9 protein-coding genes are annotated in these 16,070 nt (G+C 41.8%); 6 read left to right on the top strand and 3 right to left on the bottom strand.

The window, feature by feature from the left end; genetic code table 11:
• The first annotated feature begins 13 nt into the window (after positions 1-13).
• The 4 genes from FAX86_RS01130 to FAX86_RS01115 all read left to right on the top strand — a co-directional run bounded on the left by FAX86_RS01130 (position 14) and on the right by FAX86_RS01115 (position 6,890).
• Complete coding sequence (locus FAX86_RS01130) at positions 14-3,439, top strand: M4 family metallopeptidase (RefSeq protein ID WP_205859080.1); 3,426 nt, start codon at positions 14-16, stop codon at positions 3,437-3,439.
• Between the two features lie 71 nt (positions 3,440-3,510).
• A complete protein-coding gene (gene prmC / locus FAX86_RS01125) occupies positions 3,511-4,347 on the top strand; it encodes a peptide chain release factor N(5)-glutamine methyltransferase (protein ID WP_205859079.1) in 837 nt (278 codons plus the stop codon).
• A gap of 144 nt (positions 4,348-4,491) precedes the next feature.
• Positions 4,492-6,279 carry a type IV pilus assembly protein FimV gene (locus tag FAX86_RS01120; RefSeq protein ID WP_144391494.1) on the top strand — a complete coding sequence of 596 codons (1,788 nt, stop codon included), beginning with the start codon at positions 4,492-4,494 and terminating at the stop codon, positions 6,277-6,279.
• A gap of 137 nt (positions 6,280-6,416) precedes the next feature.
• On the top strand, positions 6,417-6,890 hold the full coding sequence (locus FAX86_RS01115; protein WP_144391493.1) for a hypothetical protein: 474 nt from the start codon (positions 6,417-6,419) through the stop codon (positions 6,888-6,890).
• Here FAX86_RS01115 and FAX86_RS01110 read toward each other — a convergent pair.
• The 3 genes from FAX86_RS01110 to FAX86_RS01100 all read right to left on the bottom strand — a co-directional run bounded on the left by FAX86_RS01110 (position 6,871) and on the right by FAX86_RS01100 (position 9,770).
• Positions 6,871-7,515, bottom strand: coding sequence for a class I SAM-dependent methyltransferase (locus FAX86_RS01110; protein WP_144391492.1), 645 nt, complete (start codon positions 7,513-7,515; stop codon positions 6,871-6,873). The two genes, FAX86_RS01115 and FAX86_RS01110, sit on opposite strands and share 20 nt — an antisense overlap.
• Before the next feature lie 112 nt (positions 7,516-7,627).
• Positions 7,628-8,527 carry an LOG family protein gene (locus FAX86_RS01105; RefSeq protein WP_246128472.1) on the bottom strand — a complete coding sequence of 300 codons (900 nt, stop codon included), beginning with the start codon at positions 8,525-8,527 and terminating at the stop codon, positions 7,628-7,630.
• An 88-nt stretch (positions 8,528-8,615) separates the two neighbouring features.
• Positions 8,616-9,770, bottom strand: coding sequence for a hypothetical protein (locus tag FAX86_RS01100; protein WP_144391491.1), 1,155 nt, complete (start codon positions 9,768-9,770; stop codon positions 8,616-8,618).
• Between the two features lie 439 nt (positions 9,771-10,209).
• On the opposite strand from FAX86_RS01100, the gene gltB reads away from it, so the two are divergent.
• Entirely contained in the window at positions 10,210-14,667 is a 4,458-nt protein-coding gene (gene gltB, locus FAX86_RS01095; protein ID WP_144391490.1) for a glutamate synthase large subunit, read from the top strand.
• 10 nt (positions 14,668-14,677) lie between these two features.
• A complete protein-coding gene (locus FAX86_RS01090; RefSeq protein ID WP_144391489.1) occupies positions 14,678-16,054 on the top strand; it encodes an FAD-dependent oxidoreductase in 1,377 nt (458 codons plus the stop codon).
• Positions 16,055-16,070: the final 16 nt, after the last annotated feature.

Below are 16,070 nucleotides of genomic sequence, written 5' to 3'. Positions count from 1 at the left end.
GATGGGAAAACACATGAAAAAATCAATTATTTGGACCAGTGTGGTTTCTACTCTACTCGTAGGATCATACGCAAATGCAGCAGAAAAGCATGCTGTGAATAAAATGAATCATGAGTTAAGCGTGCTAACAAAATCTGGCAAAGCTGACTCAAGTGCTTTGAAATCGCACTTCAAAATGAACAAGAATTACGATTTCAAACAATTAAAATCAATGACTGACGCTAAAGGAAATACGCATCAGCGTTTCCAGCAGACTTACTTGGGCGTTCCTGTTTGGGGGGAGCAAGTAACGAGTCATGATAACTTAAAGCGTAAAGATACTTATTTCTCTGGTTACGTTATTTCTGATATCGAAAAAGATCTTAAAGGTAACGTGACTCCAAAAATGGGTAAGTCAGACATCCTTTCAAGCGTTATTGCTAAAGCAGAAACCAAGCTTGGCAAGCTTTCTGAGTTTGATCGCAAAAACGCAGACTTAGTTGTTTATTTCAACAAGACGTTAAACAACAAAGGTAAAGCAACTCTTGCTTATCATGTTGAGCTTCGTGCATTAAACAGCGACAAGCACCTTGTTCGTCATATGTTTATTGTTGACGCAAACTCAGGTGAGATTCTTGACAACTGGAATGCGTTACAACACTTTGACGTGACCGGACCTGGTGGAAATGAAAAAGTTGGTCGTTATGAGTACGGAACTGATTATCCTGCGTTGAATGGTACTGATTTGGGCGACGGAACCTGTTCGCTTGAAAATGAAAACGTTCGAGCGGTTGATTTGCAACATACTACCAACCAATCTTTGAATGACGCCTTCACTTTCGCATGTGCTGAAAATACTTATAAAGAAATTAACGGTGCTTATTCGCCAATTAACGATGCTTTCTATTTCGGTAACGTTGCTTTTGATATGTACAGAGAGTGGTACGACGATGCGCCGCTTCCTTTCCAACTTTCTATGAAAGTGCATTATGGAACTAACCACGAAAATGCTTACTGGACTGGCGACTCTATGTTGTTTGGAGACGGTCAATCTATGTTCTACCCGTTGGTCGATATCAACGTATCGGTTCATGAAATCAGCCACGGTTTTACCGACTTCAACTCAGATTTAATTTATTCGGGTGAGTCAGGTGGTATGAACGAAGCTTTCTCTGATATCGCTGGAGAGGCCGGTGAATACTACTGGAAAGGTTCTGTCGACTGGTTTGTTGGAAGTGATATTTTTAGAAGTGAAGGTGGTCTGCGTTATTTTGAAACTCCTTCTCTAGACGGTCGTTCAATTGATCATTTTGACGACTACTATAACGGTATGGATGTTCACTTCAGCTCAGGTGTTTACAATCGAGCTTACTACTTACTATCAAACACTGAAGGTTGGAATCCAAAAACGGCTTTTGACGTTTTTGTTTTAGCGAACCAAGCGTACTGGACTCCCAGTGAAACAATGGCTGGTGGTGCATGTGGCGTTATCATGGCTGCGATCGACCTAGATTATAATTGGGCTGACGTTTTCAGTGCAATGAATACAGTCGGTGCAACTTGTGATGGCGACGGTGTCGATTCTGACCGTGATGGAATTTCAGATTTTGCTGAAATGATTATCGGTTTTGATCCGCAATCCGCGGCTGATGGCGCTGCCGATTTCGATGGCGACGGAATTACCAATCGCGTTGAAATGTTAGAAGGTTACGATCCTAAAGATAAAGATTCAGATAATGACGGATTAACCGACGGTGACGAGTTATTAACTTTCGGTACTGAAGTTATGGATTCGGATTCTGACGGTGACGGCATGACTGATGGCTGGGAAGTTCAGTATGGCTTAAATGCTTTGAATGGTGACGATGCCAGCGAAGATGCTGACGAAGATGGCTATTCAAATCTTTATGAGTTCCGTACTAATACCGATCCTTCTGACGCATCAAGTAATTCGCCTCAAGGATTAAACTTATCGGTTGTTTATGACTTTGAAACTCAAGATGCTTCAGATTTCGTCGATCTTGATCCTCAATTTGCAACTAATGGTTTTGAGTTAACTAACGTTTACGCTGCTAGTGGTATGTACAGTTTGCAAAATAAAGATATCGATAACAACCAAGTTTCTGGAACTGTATTATCTATTGATGCAGAAGCTGGCGATTTAACCTTCGATCTTAAAACTTCAACAGAGCGTAATTGGGACTTTTTTGAATTGTATGTAGGTCCAAACGTTGATGAAGCCCTACGTGTTCTTAGAGTTTCTGGTGAAAACGATTGGCAACAAGTTAATTACACTCTAGAGGCCGGCGAGCAAGTTGTTGTCTTTGTATATGTGAAAGATGGTTCTGTTAGTAGTGGTGAAGATACTGTTTGGATCGATAACGTTTACTACGAAGGTCTAGCCAGAGATACTGATGGCGATGGCATGCTTGATGTTTATGAAACCTACTACGGTTTAGATCCCGAAGATGCTGATGACGCTGCGGTTGATAGTGACGAAGATGGGTTAACCAACCTTGAAGAATTTGCTTTAACAACCAATCCTGTATCTGCAGACACTGACAGTGATGGCCTATCTGATAGCGCTGAGCTAGACGCTGGAACGGATCCTCTCGTTGCAGACAGCGATTCTGATGGTGTTTACGATGGTCTTGAAGTTTCTTTGGGATTAGATCCTTTAGCTGCTGAAGACGGCGTTTTGGATTTGGATGCGGATGGTTTCACTAACGCAGAAGAAGCAATGGGCGGAAGCTTATTGAACGACGCAACTTCAGTACCAGCTGATGCGTTGGAGTTCTTTGCTGATAGCTTTGATGCTGCAAATGACGTTTGGGTTCCTGCTTCTGGAAATGGTGAGACTTGGACTCCAGTTGACGGTGTATTAAAAGTTGATCCAACTTCTAATGACAAGACTGCCGAAGTTTCAATGTCAGGTATTTTCTATGACGGTGTGTTGAGTTTTGACTTAACCATGGATTCAGAAGAAGATGCTGATATGTTCAAGCTTGTTATTGACGGTGAGACAGTTGCTGAATACAGCGGTGTTGTAGCTGGAGAGACAATCTCTGTTGATGTTGATAAAGGTGCTCACACAGTATCTTTGATGTACGCGAAAAACTCTTTATTGAGTAGTACTGCTGATACAGTATCTATCGATAACTTGAAGTTTATGTCACCCAATATGGATACAGATAATGACGGCCTAACCAATGCAGAAGAAGTTGCTGCAGGTACAGACGCGTTGAATTCTGATACCGATGGCGATGGACTGAGCGATGGTCGTGAAGTTAAGTCATTAGGTACTAATCCGAACAGTGCTGATAGTGATGGTGATGGTGTAGGAGACGCAGCTGACTTATTCCCTAACGATGCAAGTCGTTGGAACAAAGTAAGTAGCGGAACAGTTTTCTACGTTCTATTCTTACTAGCAGCTCTTGCAATGGGACGTCGTCGTGCATAATCGACATTAGTCTCTTGATACAAAGAAAAGGGCATCGTATGATGCCCTTTTTTATTGGATGAAAAATAATCGTGACTCCTAATTCAATTCTGGCTGAATACCTACCTAAGTTACCAGATGCTGATTGTAATCGAATTGATGCCGAGATATTGATTGCTGCGGCGATGGGTAAAAATCGTAGTTGGCTTCGTGCTTATGGTGATGAACCCATCGACGACTCACAACTGATCGATATCAGAGCCTTATTGGAGCGAAGAGTTAAGGGTGAACCTGTTGCTCATATTATTGGCGAATGGGAGTTTTACTCATTAGTTCTAAAAGTAACACCTGATACGCTGATCCCTCGTCCTGAGACAGAGCTTTTAGTTGATTGGGCATTGAGTGTGGTCAAGGATTTGAGTTCACCAAAGGTATTGGATTTAGGTACGGGAACGGGAGCTATCGCGATTGCTATCAAGTATGAGTGTGATAAGGCAAAAGTGACGGCTGTTGAAAACAGTCTGGCTGCACTGAAGGTGGCGCAGGAAAATGCTCGGTTACACAAATTAAACATAAACTTTCTCCAAGGAAGCTGGTTTGAACCCATTGAATCTGAAAAGCAGTTTCATATCATTGTGAGTAACCCGCCATACATTGCAAAAGATGATGAGCATTTACGGTCGGGTGATTTGAAGTTTGAACCGTCTTCTGCGTTGACAGCCGGTGACGATGAGTATGCTGATATCAAGCAAATCATTGAAAAGGCTCCAAATTATTTAATTAACGAAGGATGGCTTGCCATTGAGCATGGCTATAATCAGGCGGAAGAAGTCATTTCTCTGTTTGAAGCTCGTGGATTCAAAGGCGTAAAGAATTTTAAGGATTACGGTAATAATCCGCGTTTTACGATAGGGCAATGGCATTCCTAAGCCATCAGCTCAAATCATTTTAATCTGGTAAACCACTAAAAAATACTCTTTATAGAAATAAAGAGTATTAAATATCTCAAGTTAACTGGTTCACAAACGACTATATTTAATAGCAATAAGCGATAATTTTGCTGGGAGTCTTTTATGTTGTCGTTGTTAAGACCTGTGGTCGTTGCTATGAGCGTTGCTGGAGTTACACATTCCTTCGCTATCGGACTGGGTGAGCCGCAAAATAATGGATTTATGAATGAGCGGCTCAATGTGGACTTGAAGCTATTGGGCAATCCACTCGATTTTGAATCCATTAAAATTAAGCTGGCAAATGAGCAAATGCATGAAAAATTTGGGATTAACTTTCCAGATCATTTACCACGCATTGATGGTCGAGTTGTTAATGACAATGGAAATTATTACGTCGAATTGACTTCATTAACTCGTATTAAAGAGCCTTATGTTGATGCGATTATCGAAGTAAAGTATCGAAATGGCATTTTCTACAAGCAGCTTACATTTTTTCTCGACCCTAAATCCATTGCTCTTAATAGTCGACCAGCAAAAACTATCGAAAGCAATTCCCGTTCTTCAGTTCCCACAGTGAATACTATTCCTGCTAAGGAGCTGTTGAAAAAAGCCCGCTCTCAAAACACAGCAGCAAACGTCACATCGCGCAAAGAAGAACCTGTGATTATCGATTCAGGTAAATCTATTGTTGTGCAGCGGGGTGATAGCTTGTGGAAAATTGCCAGCCGTTGGTCGTCGGATTTATCAATGCATAAAAAGATGGATGTGTTATTTAAAAACAACCAGCATGCGTTTTTATCGGGTGACCGAAATAAACTTTTGGAGGGAGCTAAGATTACGGTTCCTCAAAACTATGGCGTAACAGAGTCAACAAAAGTTGCTTCTCATTCCTCTGATGTAAAAAGTTCAACGTCTGAGAAGATCGAAATCAATCAATCAATGGCGGCCCAGTCCGCAGCTGTGACATCGTTGCGTGAAGAGCTGATGGAACAACAGCAGCGACTGGATGCCATGGAGCAAGCTAATCGTGAGTTGCGCGCACAGCTTCAAGTCGCTGAGCAAAATGTTACAAGTCAACAATCTGAATTGATGCCCGAGGTTGGTAAAGTTGAACTTGCACAAAATGTTGAAATGGATGTTAAGCCAGTTGAAAGTGAAAATACTTCGTTATCTTCTGTATTCGCATCAGAAACACCCGTCACGTTAAGTATTCAACCGCCGGTTGTTTCGGATGACGTTGTTACAGATAAAGTCGTTACTGACGATGTTGTCGCTAAAGAGAGTACAGAATTGACTGGTCAATTAAGCTCTACTCAAGGCGATAATGCGATTGAAACAAGTGGTGGCGAATTTCTTAATCTCGATAAATCCGTTGTTGCTTCAGCTCTTGCGATTGCAAAAAATAATCTTTGGGCCACATTTATTTCGGGATTACTTTTGGGAGGTTTGCTATTTGCCTTTATTGGTACTCGAGTATCTCGCTTTTACACCAATCGTAGTCTTAAGAAAATTCAGGATGTTTTTGATGCCGCGGAACTTAAACATGAGAAGAAGAAATTTATGCGGGTGCCTGATTTAAACGACTTACCCTTGCCAAAAATCCACTCTATTCCTATGCAAATGGCGGAGTTACGTGCAGCAGCGAATCTATATATTGAACATCATCGATATGACTTGGCAAAAGCTGTTGTTAATAGTCGCTTGATTCAATATGCCGGCAACAGTCAATTCGTTGCTCAGCTCGAGGCTTTGCGGGCTGAAATTCAAGTTGCTATTGATGAGCATGTTAAAGAAGACTTGGACTGCAAGCTAAAAACGGATTCTCGAAGTGTTGTGCAACGCTCAATGGAAGTTACTGAAACTGATCAAAATGGGCCTATTAGTTTGGAGCAATGGAAAAAGATTTCGTAAATTTAGTTGGTAACTAAAAAGCTCCTAGCCCAGTTAATCTGGGCTTTTTTTTTGGGTGTCTTTAGCTCACTTCAAATTGTTGACAAGCTCTTTTCTTTAAATGATAATGATAATCGTTAACATTATAGGGCGGTAATATGAAATCTACGGAAGCTGTACTGAAATTGTGGGAGCAATTTACACTCCGAGGCAATCAATTTTGTCATGATAATAATTACGTCGCCGCCCAATTGGCCTTTGAAAAGTCAGTTGATGGGTTAACGGAATGCCTCAATTGTCCACCTAAACGAAATCTGGCGACATTAATTCGGTGCTTTGTTTTGGGTTGCCAAAATGCAGCCTATTGTGCTGAAAGAAATGGCCAAAGACAGGTTGCAGAATATTTCCATCGATTATGTTTGAAAAAGCTAACCTTACTGAGGCGTAGTAAAAAATACCACCGGTTAGCCGACTATATTGATATCGAAAAACAATCAGTAATGGAGAGGTTTCAACTTCTGACGGACAATATTTTTCTTCTTGAGAATACTTTACCTTGGGAACAAGATCGCTCTTCGCAAAAGACAAAGAACGATCCTTTTTTTGGGCGTATTAGCTTTTTGTTTTTTTAGGTTTTATATCAAGAATAAAGCCTTCGTAATAATCTGGGTCACAGACATACCACTCTGTCAGAGAGGCTTTTGCAAATTCGGTGCAACGTTCGGCGAGCTCCAAGAATGGTGAACGGCCAGGGTCTGCTAAAACGATGCGTTTAACACCACTTTTCAAAGCCCGGCGAATCATTTTTTCTAGCATTTGAGCGAGCTCGTCCCAAAAACAGATATCACCGCCCATGATCAAATTGTAATGGTCCAGCTGTTTTGCTGTAAGCTTATCGTATGATTTTGTTTTACACTTTACATCCACACCGTTTAGTGCGGCTTGCGTCTTCAGGTAAGGAAATACGTTTTCATCGATATCGAGCCCAGTCACTTCTTTTGCGCCATTTTTTGCACAGTAAATCGATGCGGCTCCCCAGCCACAACCTAGTTCTAATACTTGGCTGGTTGATTTTATGACGCGATGGGTTTGAAAGTAGTCCATCAGTAGAAAGCTCGATGCCCATGTTTTGTGTCCATGTACGTTAGGTTCGTAGCACTCTTTCAGTTGTTTAACTAGTCGATGCTTGTTTTCTAATAACAAGATATTAAACACATTAAACAGATTATTTTCTGGTAATTCGATAACCTCTGGCACCCGATGTTCCTCGTACTTTTTATTCTCGATAATATTTAGACGCTTATTGTGCCCATTTGATAGAAAATTTCCAGTCTCAAGAAAAGAAACTTCCTTATTCGCGTTGTCAAAACTATGAATTGTGATAGAAGGCTTTTATTATTTCGATGGCTTCTTCCGATGACTCAACGTAGTGAAAGAGTTCAAGATCGGAGTAAGAGATCATTCCTTCATCGGCTAATGCTTCGAAATTTATGATTTTGTTCCAGAACTGTCGGCCAAACAAAAAGATGGGAAATCGTTTTATTCTTCCTGTTTGGATGAGCGTTAGTGTTTCCATTATTTCGTCGAGTGTGCCAAACCCACCGGGAAAGGCAAATAGCGCTTTTGCACGCACAAGAAAGTGCATTTTTCGAATAGCGAAGTAGTGAAATTGGAAGCAATACTCAGGTGATATGAATCGATTAGGCTGCTGTTCTCGAGGTAAAACAATATTCAGACCAATACTGTCTTTGCCTGCTTGGTGGGCTCCTCGGTTGGCTGCTTCCATAATACCAGGGCCACCACCGGTAATAACCGTTGCCTCAATTCCCGTTTGCTTGGTTTTTGCCAGTAAAGAGGTCAGACGAACGCATTCATTGTAAAAATGCTGTTTATCGAGCAGCGACTCTGCTGCTTTAAGCTTATTTTGTAAATTTTCATCGTTGGGGTTTTGTTTAATCTGATTCTCTAGCGAGCTTTTTTGATCGATGAGGTGTTGGTGTTCAAGAATGCGTGCGCTACCGAAAACAACCCAGGTCGCTTTGATGTTGTTGTCGAGAAGTATTTGTTCTGGTTTTTGCCATTCCAACATTAGGCGAACAGAACGTTGCTCATCTTTAAGTAGAAAGTCAGGGTCATCAAAGGCCAGGCGATAGGAGTCGGAGCAAGTTTGCGGTGTGTCTTCACATTGCTTGGCTTCTCCAACCATATCTCGAGAAGTGGGAAGTGTGGAATATTCGCTCAGTACCTGACGTCGATTTTTTCTTTTCACCTAACAGATCGCTTTTTAATAAATGAAGATAGATCGAGATTACCTTGAACAGATAACTTAACTCAAGTCACCTGTTGAAACGGCTTGCCTATTCTTCAGTTTTCCAAGCCCAATGATTATTGGAAGTATTTTTACGGCTCGGGTTATTTGTTGCAGCCTCTTGCATTGATGTTTCCTTCGTTAGCGCATTCTCCTTGTTGGATTTATTTTCCAGCTCCGCTCTTTGCTCGGCTTGTTTTTCCACTTTGCTACAAATAATAGGCTTTCCGGCAACGCTTCTGAGTTTTGGTTTTGATGCCTGCTTTTTTAGTTCAATACTGTCTCCAGCAAGAACGTTGGAAGAAGGGACGTCGAGTGAATGCACAAGAGACATGTTGGGCCAGGTTTCTTCTACAGCGAGTCTTCCCACAACGTAATTGAAGGAGTTGTCCGATTGATAAATCAGGTCGAGCTCTTCATTGGGGTAAACAACACCTTCTCCGATATTGATGTATATATCATTTTGCTCAACTTTAACAACTTTACCGACTATCGGTAGGTCGCCAAAATGAGAAGCGACTTCTTGTAATGCCCGATTCACTGCTGCAATAAATGCCTGCCCGGTTGTGGTGGTCGCAAAACCGTTTAGAAACTGTTGTGGTGTAACGGGCGAAAATGTCATTACATTACCACTGCGTTGGCAAGGTAGTAGTTTCGCCGAGATTGGCACTTCGAGAACGGGGATAAAGTCTTCATCATAAATGACAGCAATTAATTTAACGACTGAGGGTTTGTTATCGCCGTTTAATTGACTCCAGGCGCGGTCGATATGTGCGAATCCTAAATTGAGTAAATGATTTCTATCTCCCGGAGCATAGAGTGTATCGAATTGTCGTAAATGAAATTGTAAAGAATACTGAGTCGGTTCGGTTGCTATGGTCGGGTTGAGAAAGTGGGTATTCTTAACGAGTTGGTAAATGAGGCTATCGAGTGCATCGGGAATTGTGCGGACTTCACTGTTATGGCTTTTGCCACTTAAGTTTTGAGTGGAGTAGCTGGCTTTCCCGGTTGCGTTGACTGAAGGCAATAAACGAATGGGTATGCCGGGCCCTGGGGAGTTTTGCCAATGAATATGGCTGTAATTTCGCGTTGTCTCGCCAGTCAAATGGGGTGGTTGACGAAGTGTTGTTGCCGAAGAACTAAGGCAAAAACCAACAAAATAAAGACTCATTATCAAACTGTATTTCCAACCTGCACCTGGCATATTGCTCAACCTTAATTTTTTCCTCACAGTTATTGTTATCGACGGCTAGCTCTGCATATTTAATAAAGATAGCGATGAACATTTATTTTGAGATGTTTATGAATATTTTTGAATGGCTTGTGCATAAAAATACATATGGAGTGTAAGGATATTACAAAAATGAGATGAGGTGGTAGCCTGTTACGGTGTTTATAATATCCAATAACCTATTGAATTAAAGAGGGTAATTGCTTTGATTTTGTTTTAAATGTTTGAAAGCTAGTGTTTTTACGTGCTTTGCATCTTCATTTACGACAGTTATTATGTAATAAAATTACATGTTTGAGTTTTGCAATGCCTAAATATCCAGTGTATGCTAGTTTGTTGTTGCTATGCAGCACCACTCTGGGAAGACCATTCGTACCGTCTGAATAATTCACGATAAAGAAAAGGATGGGCCATGAATAAGCTTTATCACCATAGCCAAGCCAAAGATAATTGCGGCTTCGGCATGATTGCACATACACACGGCGAAGCCAGTCATCAATTGGTGGAGACCGCGTTAGACGCACTGAATCGTATGACTCATCGAGGCGCCGTTGCCACCGATGGCGTTTCTGGCGATGGGTGTGGATTATTAGTACAAAAGCCAGAAGCTTACCTACGTCGAGTTGCCGAAGAATCAGGTATGAAACTGGGTAAGAACTTTGCTGTTGGCATGGTGTTTTTGAGCAAAGATGATCAAGTGGCCAGTCAGTGTCGTCAAATGCTTGAGCAAGAAATTCGGCGAGAAACTTTAACGATTATTGGTTGGCGTACAGTGCCTGTCGATACCAGTGTTTGTGGTGAAGTTGCTCTAACCAGTATGCCCAAAATTGAACAAGTTTTCGTTCAAGGGATGCCAGGTTGGAGCAAGTACGACATGGAGCGACGTTTGTTTATTGCACGACGTCGAGCTGCTTGGCGAATTCAGAGAGAGCTGAATTGCCCTGATTATTACGTTTCTTCATTGTCATCGATGGTGATGGTGTACAAAGCTCTAGTAATGCCAAGGTATCTATCGCAGTTTTACCTGGATCTCCAGTCGAGTGATTTTCAAAGTGCTATCTGTTTATTTCACCAAAGATTTTCCACCAACACTTTACCGCAATGGAAATACGCGCAACCGTTTCGATTTTTAGCGCACAATGGAGAGATAAATACTATTTCTGGTAATCGTAATTGGTCGAAAGCAAGAACCAGCAAATTTGTCACGCCGTTACTTCCCGATTTGAAAGAGATTTCTCCGTTAGTTAATCAGACGGGGTCTGACTCTTCTTCACTGGATAATATGTTAGAAGTTTTTCTTGCTGGTGGAATGGATATTTTCCGCGCGTTACGACTATTAATTCCACCTGCATGGCAAAATCTACCAGGAATGGATCCTGAATTACGTGCATTCTATGAATTTAATTCGATGCACCTTGAACCTTGGGATGGTCCTGCTGGTATCGTTATGACAAACGGCCGTCATGTGGCGTGTACTTTGGATCGTAATGGGTTGCGTCCAGCGCGATATGTCATGACGAAAGATAATATTATTACGTTGGCTTCTGAGGTTGGTGTTTGGGATTATGATGAAGCGGATGTCATTGAAAAAGGGCGTGTTGGTCCCGGAGAATTATTTGCGATTGATACCCAGCGCGGAAAAATATGGAAAAGTCGTGAGATTGATGACGAGTTAAAAACCCGGCATCCGTATCGAGCCTGGTTAGAGGAACATACTTTAACGCTAGCCAATACTACTACGGCAGAGTCGGATGAGATTGCTAAAGAATCACTCAGATACAATCAAAAACTGTTTGCTCTTTCTATTGAAGAAAAAAATACCGTTATTAAAAGTTTGTATCAGCAAGGCATTGAAGCAACCGGTTCGATGGGTGATGATACTCCTGTCGCTGTTTTATCGAGTCAGCACCGTAATTTATTCGATTATTTCCGTCAGCAATTTGCTCAGGTAACAAATCCACCTATTGATCCATTGCGAGAAAAAGCCAGTATGAGTTTGGAAACTTGCATTGGTGCTGAATACAATGTGTTTCAAGAAACTTCGGGTCATGCTTATCGTGTTGTTTTAGACAGTCCAGTGTTAATGCGTAGTGAGTTTCAACAATTGATGACATTGAAAGGAAAGCATTATCGTCAATCGGTCGTTAAACTCGCGCTGTTAAAAGACGAAACATTAGCAGAAGCTATTGCTCGCATTCGTTCATTAGCGTTGCAATTGGTTAGCGATGGTGTCGTTATTTTGTGTTTGTCGGATCAAAACTTGGAAGCCGATGAAGTTCCTATTCATGCTTCACTAGTGGTAGGAGCAATTCATAACGCGATGATTGAAGAAGGGTTGCGTTGTGATTGTAACTTATTGGTTGCTACAGGATATGCTCGTGATCCCCATCATGTCGCTGTGCTGTGTGGATTAGGCGCAACGGCTGTTTATCCCTATCTAGCCTATCAAACCATTGCGGAAATCGAGTCGGATTCTGAATCTCTTAGTGTTGCAGTACAAAAGTATAAAACTGGGATGGAATATGGCCTAAGAAAAATTCTTTCGAAAATGGGGATTTCGACGATGGCCAGTTATCGAGGGGCGCAGTTGTTTGAAGCGCTTGGTTTTGGTCAGGATATTATGACGGAATGCTTTTCTAACATGGCGTCACGCATTGATGGTGTCACCTTCGATGTGCTGGAGAAAGAATTTCGACTGCATCAACAACGATCGGCAATACCGCAAAAGCCACTGCAGCATGGCGGCTTGTTAAAGTTCGAATATGGCGGTGAAGAACATGCGTACAATCCCGATGTCATTCAATTATTACAGCAAGCTGTAAACTCCGGTAAATACGAAGATTACAAAACGTTTTCGAATCAAGTTAATCAACGCTCTCCATTGGCGTTGCGTGACTTACTTGAGCTTGTTCCAGCAAAAGAACCGTTATCAAAAAGCGATGTTGAAAAAGCGAGTCAATTGTTTCCTCGATTCGATACAGCAGCAATGTCAATTGGTGCTCTTTCTCCAGAAGCTCACGAATCACTTGCGATCGCCATGAATCGATTAGGTGGACAATCGAATTCTGGAGAAGGCGGCGAAGATGAAGCGCGTTATTCCAGTTTAAAAAATTCAAAAATAAAACAAATCGCTTCGGGACGTTTTGGTGTTACTGCACATTACTTGGTTAACGCAGAAGTATTGCAAATCAAAGTTGCACAAGGAGCTAAGCCAGGAGAGGGCGGGCAGTTACCGGGACATAAAGTGACGGCTTTAATTGCTAAGTTGAGGCATTCCGTTCAAGGAGTTACCTTAATTTCGCCACCGCCACATCATGATATTTATTCGATTGAAGATTTGGCGCAACTCATTTTCGATTTAAAGCAAGTAAATCCTAAAGCTCGAGTGTCGGTCAAGTTAGTCTCTGAACCTGGTGTAGGAACGATTGCAGCAGGTGTTGCTAAAGCGTATGCCGATATGATCACAATCTCTGGTTATGATGGCGGCACCGGAGCCAGCCCCTTAACTTCGATTAAATATGCGGGCTCTCCTTGGGAGTTGGGATTAGCAGAAGTACAACAAGCGCTGGTCGAAAATGGATTGAGACACAAAGTCACCGTGCAAGTTGATGGTGGATTAAAAACAGGGCTTGATGTTATTAAGGGAGCCATTCTTGGTGCCGAAAGTTTTGGTTTTGGTACTGGCCCAATGGTGGCTTTAGGCTGTAAATATTTAAGAATTTGTCATTTAAACAATTGTGCAACGGGTGTTGCGACTCAAGATGATGAGCTACGCAGGAAATACTTTCATGGATTACCCGAGAAAGTTGAACATTACTTTAAGTTTTTAGCTGAAGAAGTTAGAGAATGGTTAGCTTTTCTGGGTTTTGATACTTTAGAGCAGATTATTGGCAAGACGCATTTATTAAAGCGAGTAGAGTCATCCATTGAAAAGCATAAGTTAATTAACTTAAGTTCGATCCTCAGCAGTGCGTCTGTTGTTAATCCGCATCCAAATTATTGTGTGGAAAAATCAAATCCTTCGTTTGATAAAGGTTTATTAAATGAGCAAATTTTCGAAGACGCGAAAGCCGCGGTCGATGCAAAGAAACCAATTACTCTCAGTTATCGAGTAAAAAATTATCAACGTTCGATAGGCGCGCGACTCAGTGGCTATATTGCGCAAACTTATGGTCGTGATGGGTGCGATAGTCATCCTGTTCAATTGAATTTTACGGGTACTGCGGGCCAGTCATTTGGTGTTTGGAATGTTCCTGGATTGAATTTACTGGTTGAGGGCGATGCGAACGATTATGTTGGTAAAGGAATGTCTGGAGGGCGGATTGTTTTAAAAACGCCGCGCGTTTCAACTTTGGTTAGCCGACGAAACACCATAATTGGTAACACCTGTTTGTACGGTGCCACAGGTGGAGAGTTGTTTGCTGCTGGGAAAGCGGGCGAAAGATTTGCTGTCAGAAATTCTGGTTGCGACGCAGTAGTGGAAGGTGTCGGTGCGCATGGGTGTGAATACATGACTGGTGGAACGGTTGTTGTTCTGGGCCCTGTAGGATGGAATTTTGCTGCAGGTATGACAGGTGGCGAAGCCTTTGTTATGGATCCGGGAAATGACTTTGAGAGCTTTTGTAACGCGGAGTTTGTCGCTATCAATCGTTTGTCTGATGTGAACGACTCTGCGGTGATTGCTCGCTTAAAACACTTAATTGAAGAACATGCGGCAGCTACTCAAAGTGAATGGTCGCAGCAGATTCTTGAAAGTTTTGAGCATTACATTGGTGTTTTTAAATACATCAGTCCGAAAAAGAAAAAGCAATCTGATTCAAAGTCGCATCAAAAAAAGGCTAAGTTAATTTCTTTGGCGAAAGTGGGTTAGGAGTCAATTTATGGGTGAACACAGAAAGTTATATGAATTTGTTGACTGCAAACGGCAAGAGCCAGATAAACAAGTTATTGAAGTCAGAAAAGAATCTTTTGCAGAAATCTACGAGTCGTTTAAGCAGCCCAATATAAAAGAGCAGTCATCGAGATGTATTTCATGCGGTAATCCATATTGCCAATGGAAATGCCCAGTCCATAATTATATTCCTGATTGGCTAGATTTAGCAGCACAAGGAAAGTACATCGAAGCGGCGGAGCTTTCGCATCAAACTAATAGTTTACCTGAAGTGTGTGGTCGGGTTTGTCCGCAAGATCGTTTGTGCGAAATGGCGTGCACGCTAAATAATGATTTTGGTGCGGTAACCATTGGTCAAGTTGAAAAGTTTATTACTGATACGGCATTTGCTCAGGGCTGGCGACCTGACTTATCCAATGTTAAAGCTCAACCATTTAAAGTTGCTGTAATCGGTGCTGGACCCGCTGGCTTAGCCTGTGCCGATGTGCTAGCCAGAAATGGAATTAAAGCAGTGGTTTATGATCGTTATCCAGAAATTGGTGGGCTATTAACTTTTGGAATTCCTGAGTTTAAATTAGAAAAGCAGGTTATTGAGCGTCGGCGAGAAGTTTTTGAGTCTATGGGGATTGAATTTAAGTTAAATACAAATATCGGAAGTGATATCAGTTTTGAGTCTCTTTATAACGAATACAATGCTGTATTCTTAGGTATGGGCGCTTATAAAACCGTAGACGGTGGATTAGGTGAAGGTAACGCACAAGGCGTTTATAAAGCGTTAGATTATTTAATTGGTAATACCAATCAACTGCATAACTATCAGGTTGATGATGCCCAATACATCAATTTAAAAGGTAAAACGGTTGCTGTGTTAGGTGGTGGTGATACTGCGATGGATTGCGTTCGAACGGCGACACGTCAGGGCGCCAAAAAAGTGATGTGTGTTTATCGACGTGATCAAGAAGCCATGCCGGGATCACGCAAAGAATTCAATCATGCGGTTGAAGAGGGCGTTGAGTTTGTTTGGTATCACCAGGCAATTGATATTAATCGTGATGAAAGCGGTAATGTTATCTCTTTAGTTTGTGATAATAACAAGAGTAAAAAAGAAAGCATTTTAGATTGTGATGCGGTTATTGTTGCTTATGGCTTTCGTCCCGAGCCTCCAAGTTGGTTAGAGCAAAAATCAGTTGCCTACGATGAAGCTAATCGAATAAAAGCTTCAGAAGCTTCGGGCTATCGAACGACCAATTCGAAGGTGTATGCCGGTGGAGATATGGTTCGCGGCGCAGATTTGGTGGTGACAGCAATTGCGGATGGCAGAAAAGCAGCACTATCCATTTGTGAAGATCTGGGCGTGTTAGTGTAAATAGAAATTAACCGCT

Origin of the sequence: Pleionea sediminis, from assembly GCF_007570825.1 — a bacterium.
Lineage (GTDB): Bacteria > Pseudomonadota > Gammaproteobacteria > Enterobacterales > Kangiellaceae > Pleionea > Pleionea sediminis.
This window is presented reverse-complemented; position numbering and strand designations above follow the sequence as displayed.

Excerpts from the sequence above, each read along its gene's own strand:
- FAX86_RS01090 (WP_144391489.1), top strand. The coding sequence starts at position 14,678 with ATGGGTGAACACAGAAAGTTATATGAATTTGTTGACTGCAAACGGCAA.
- FAX86_RS01130 (WP_205859080.1), top strand. The coding sequence starts at position 14 with ATGAAAAAATCAATTATTTGGACCAGTGTGGTTTCTACTCTACTCGTA.
- FAX86_RS01100 (WP_144391491.1), bottom strand. The coding sequence starts at position 9,770 with ATGCCAGGTGCAGGTTGGAAATACAGTTTGATAATGAGTCTTTATTTT.
- gltB (WP_144391490.1), top strand. The coding sequence starts at position 10,210 with ATGAATAAGCTTTATCACCATAGCCAAGCCAAAGATAATTGCGGCTTC.
- FAX86_RS01115 (WP_144391493.1), top strand. The coding sequence starts at position 6,417 with ATGAAATCTACGGAAGCTGTACTGAAATTGTGGGAGCAATTTACACTC.
- FAX86_RS01120 (WP_144391494.1), top strand. The coding sequence starts at position 4,492 with ATGTTGTCGTTGTTAAGACCTGTGGTCGTTGCTATGAGCGTTGCTGGA.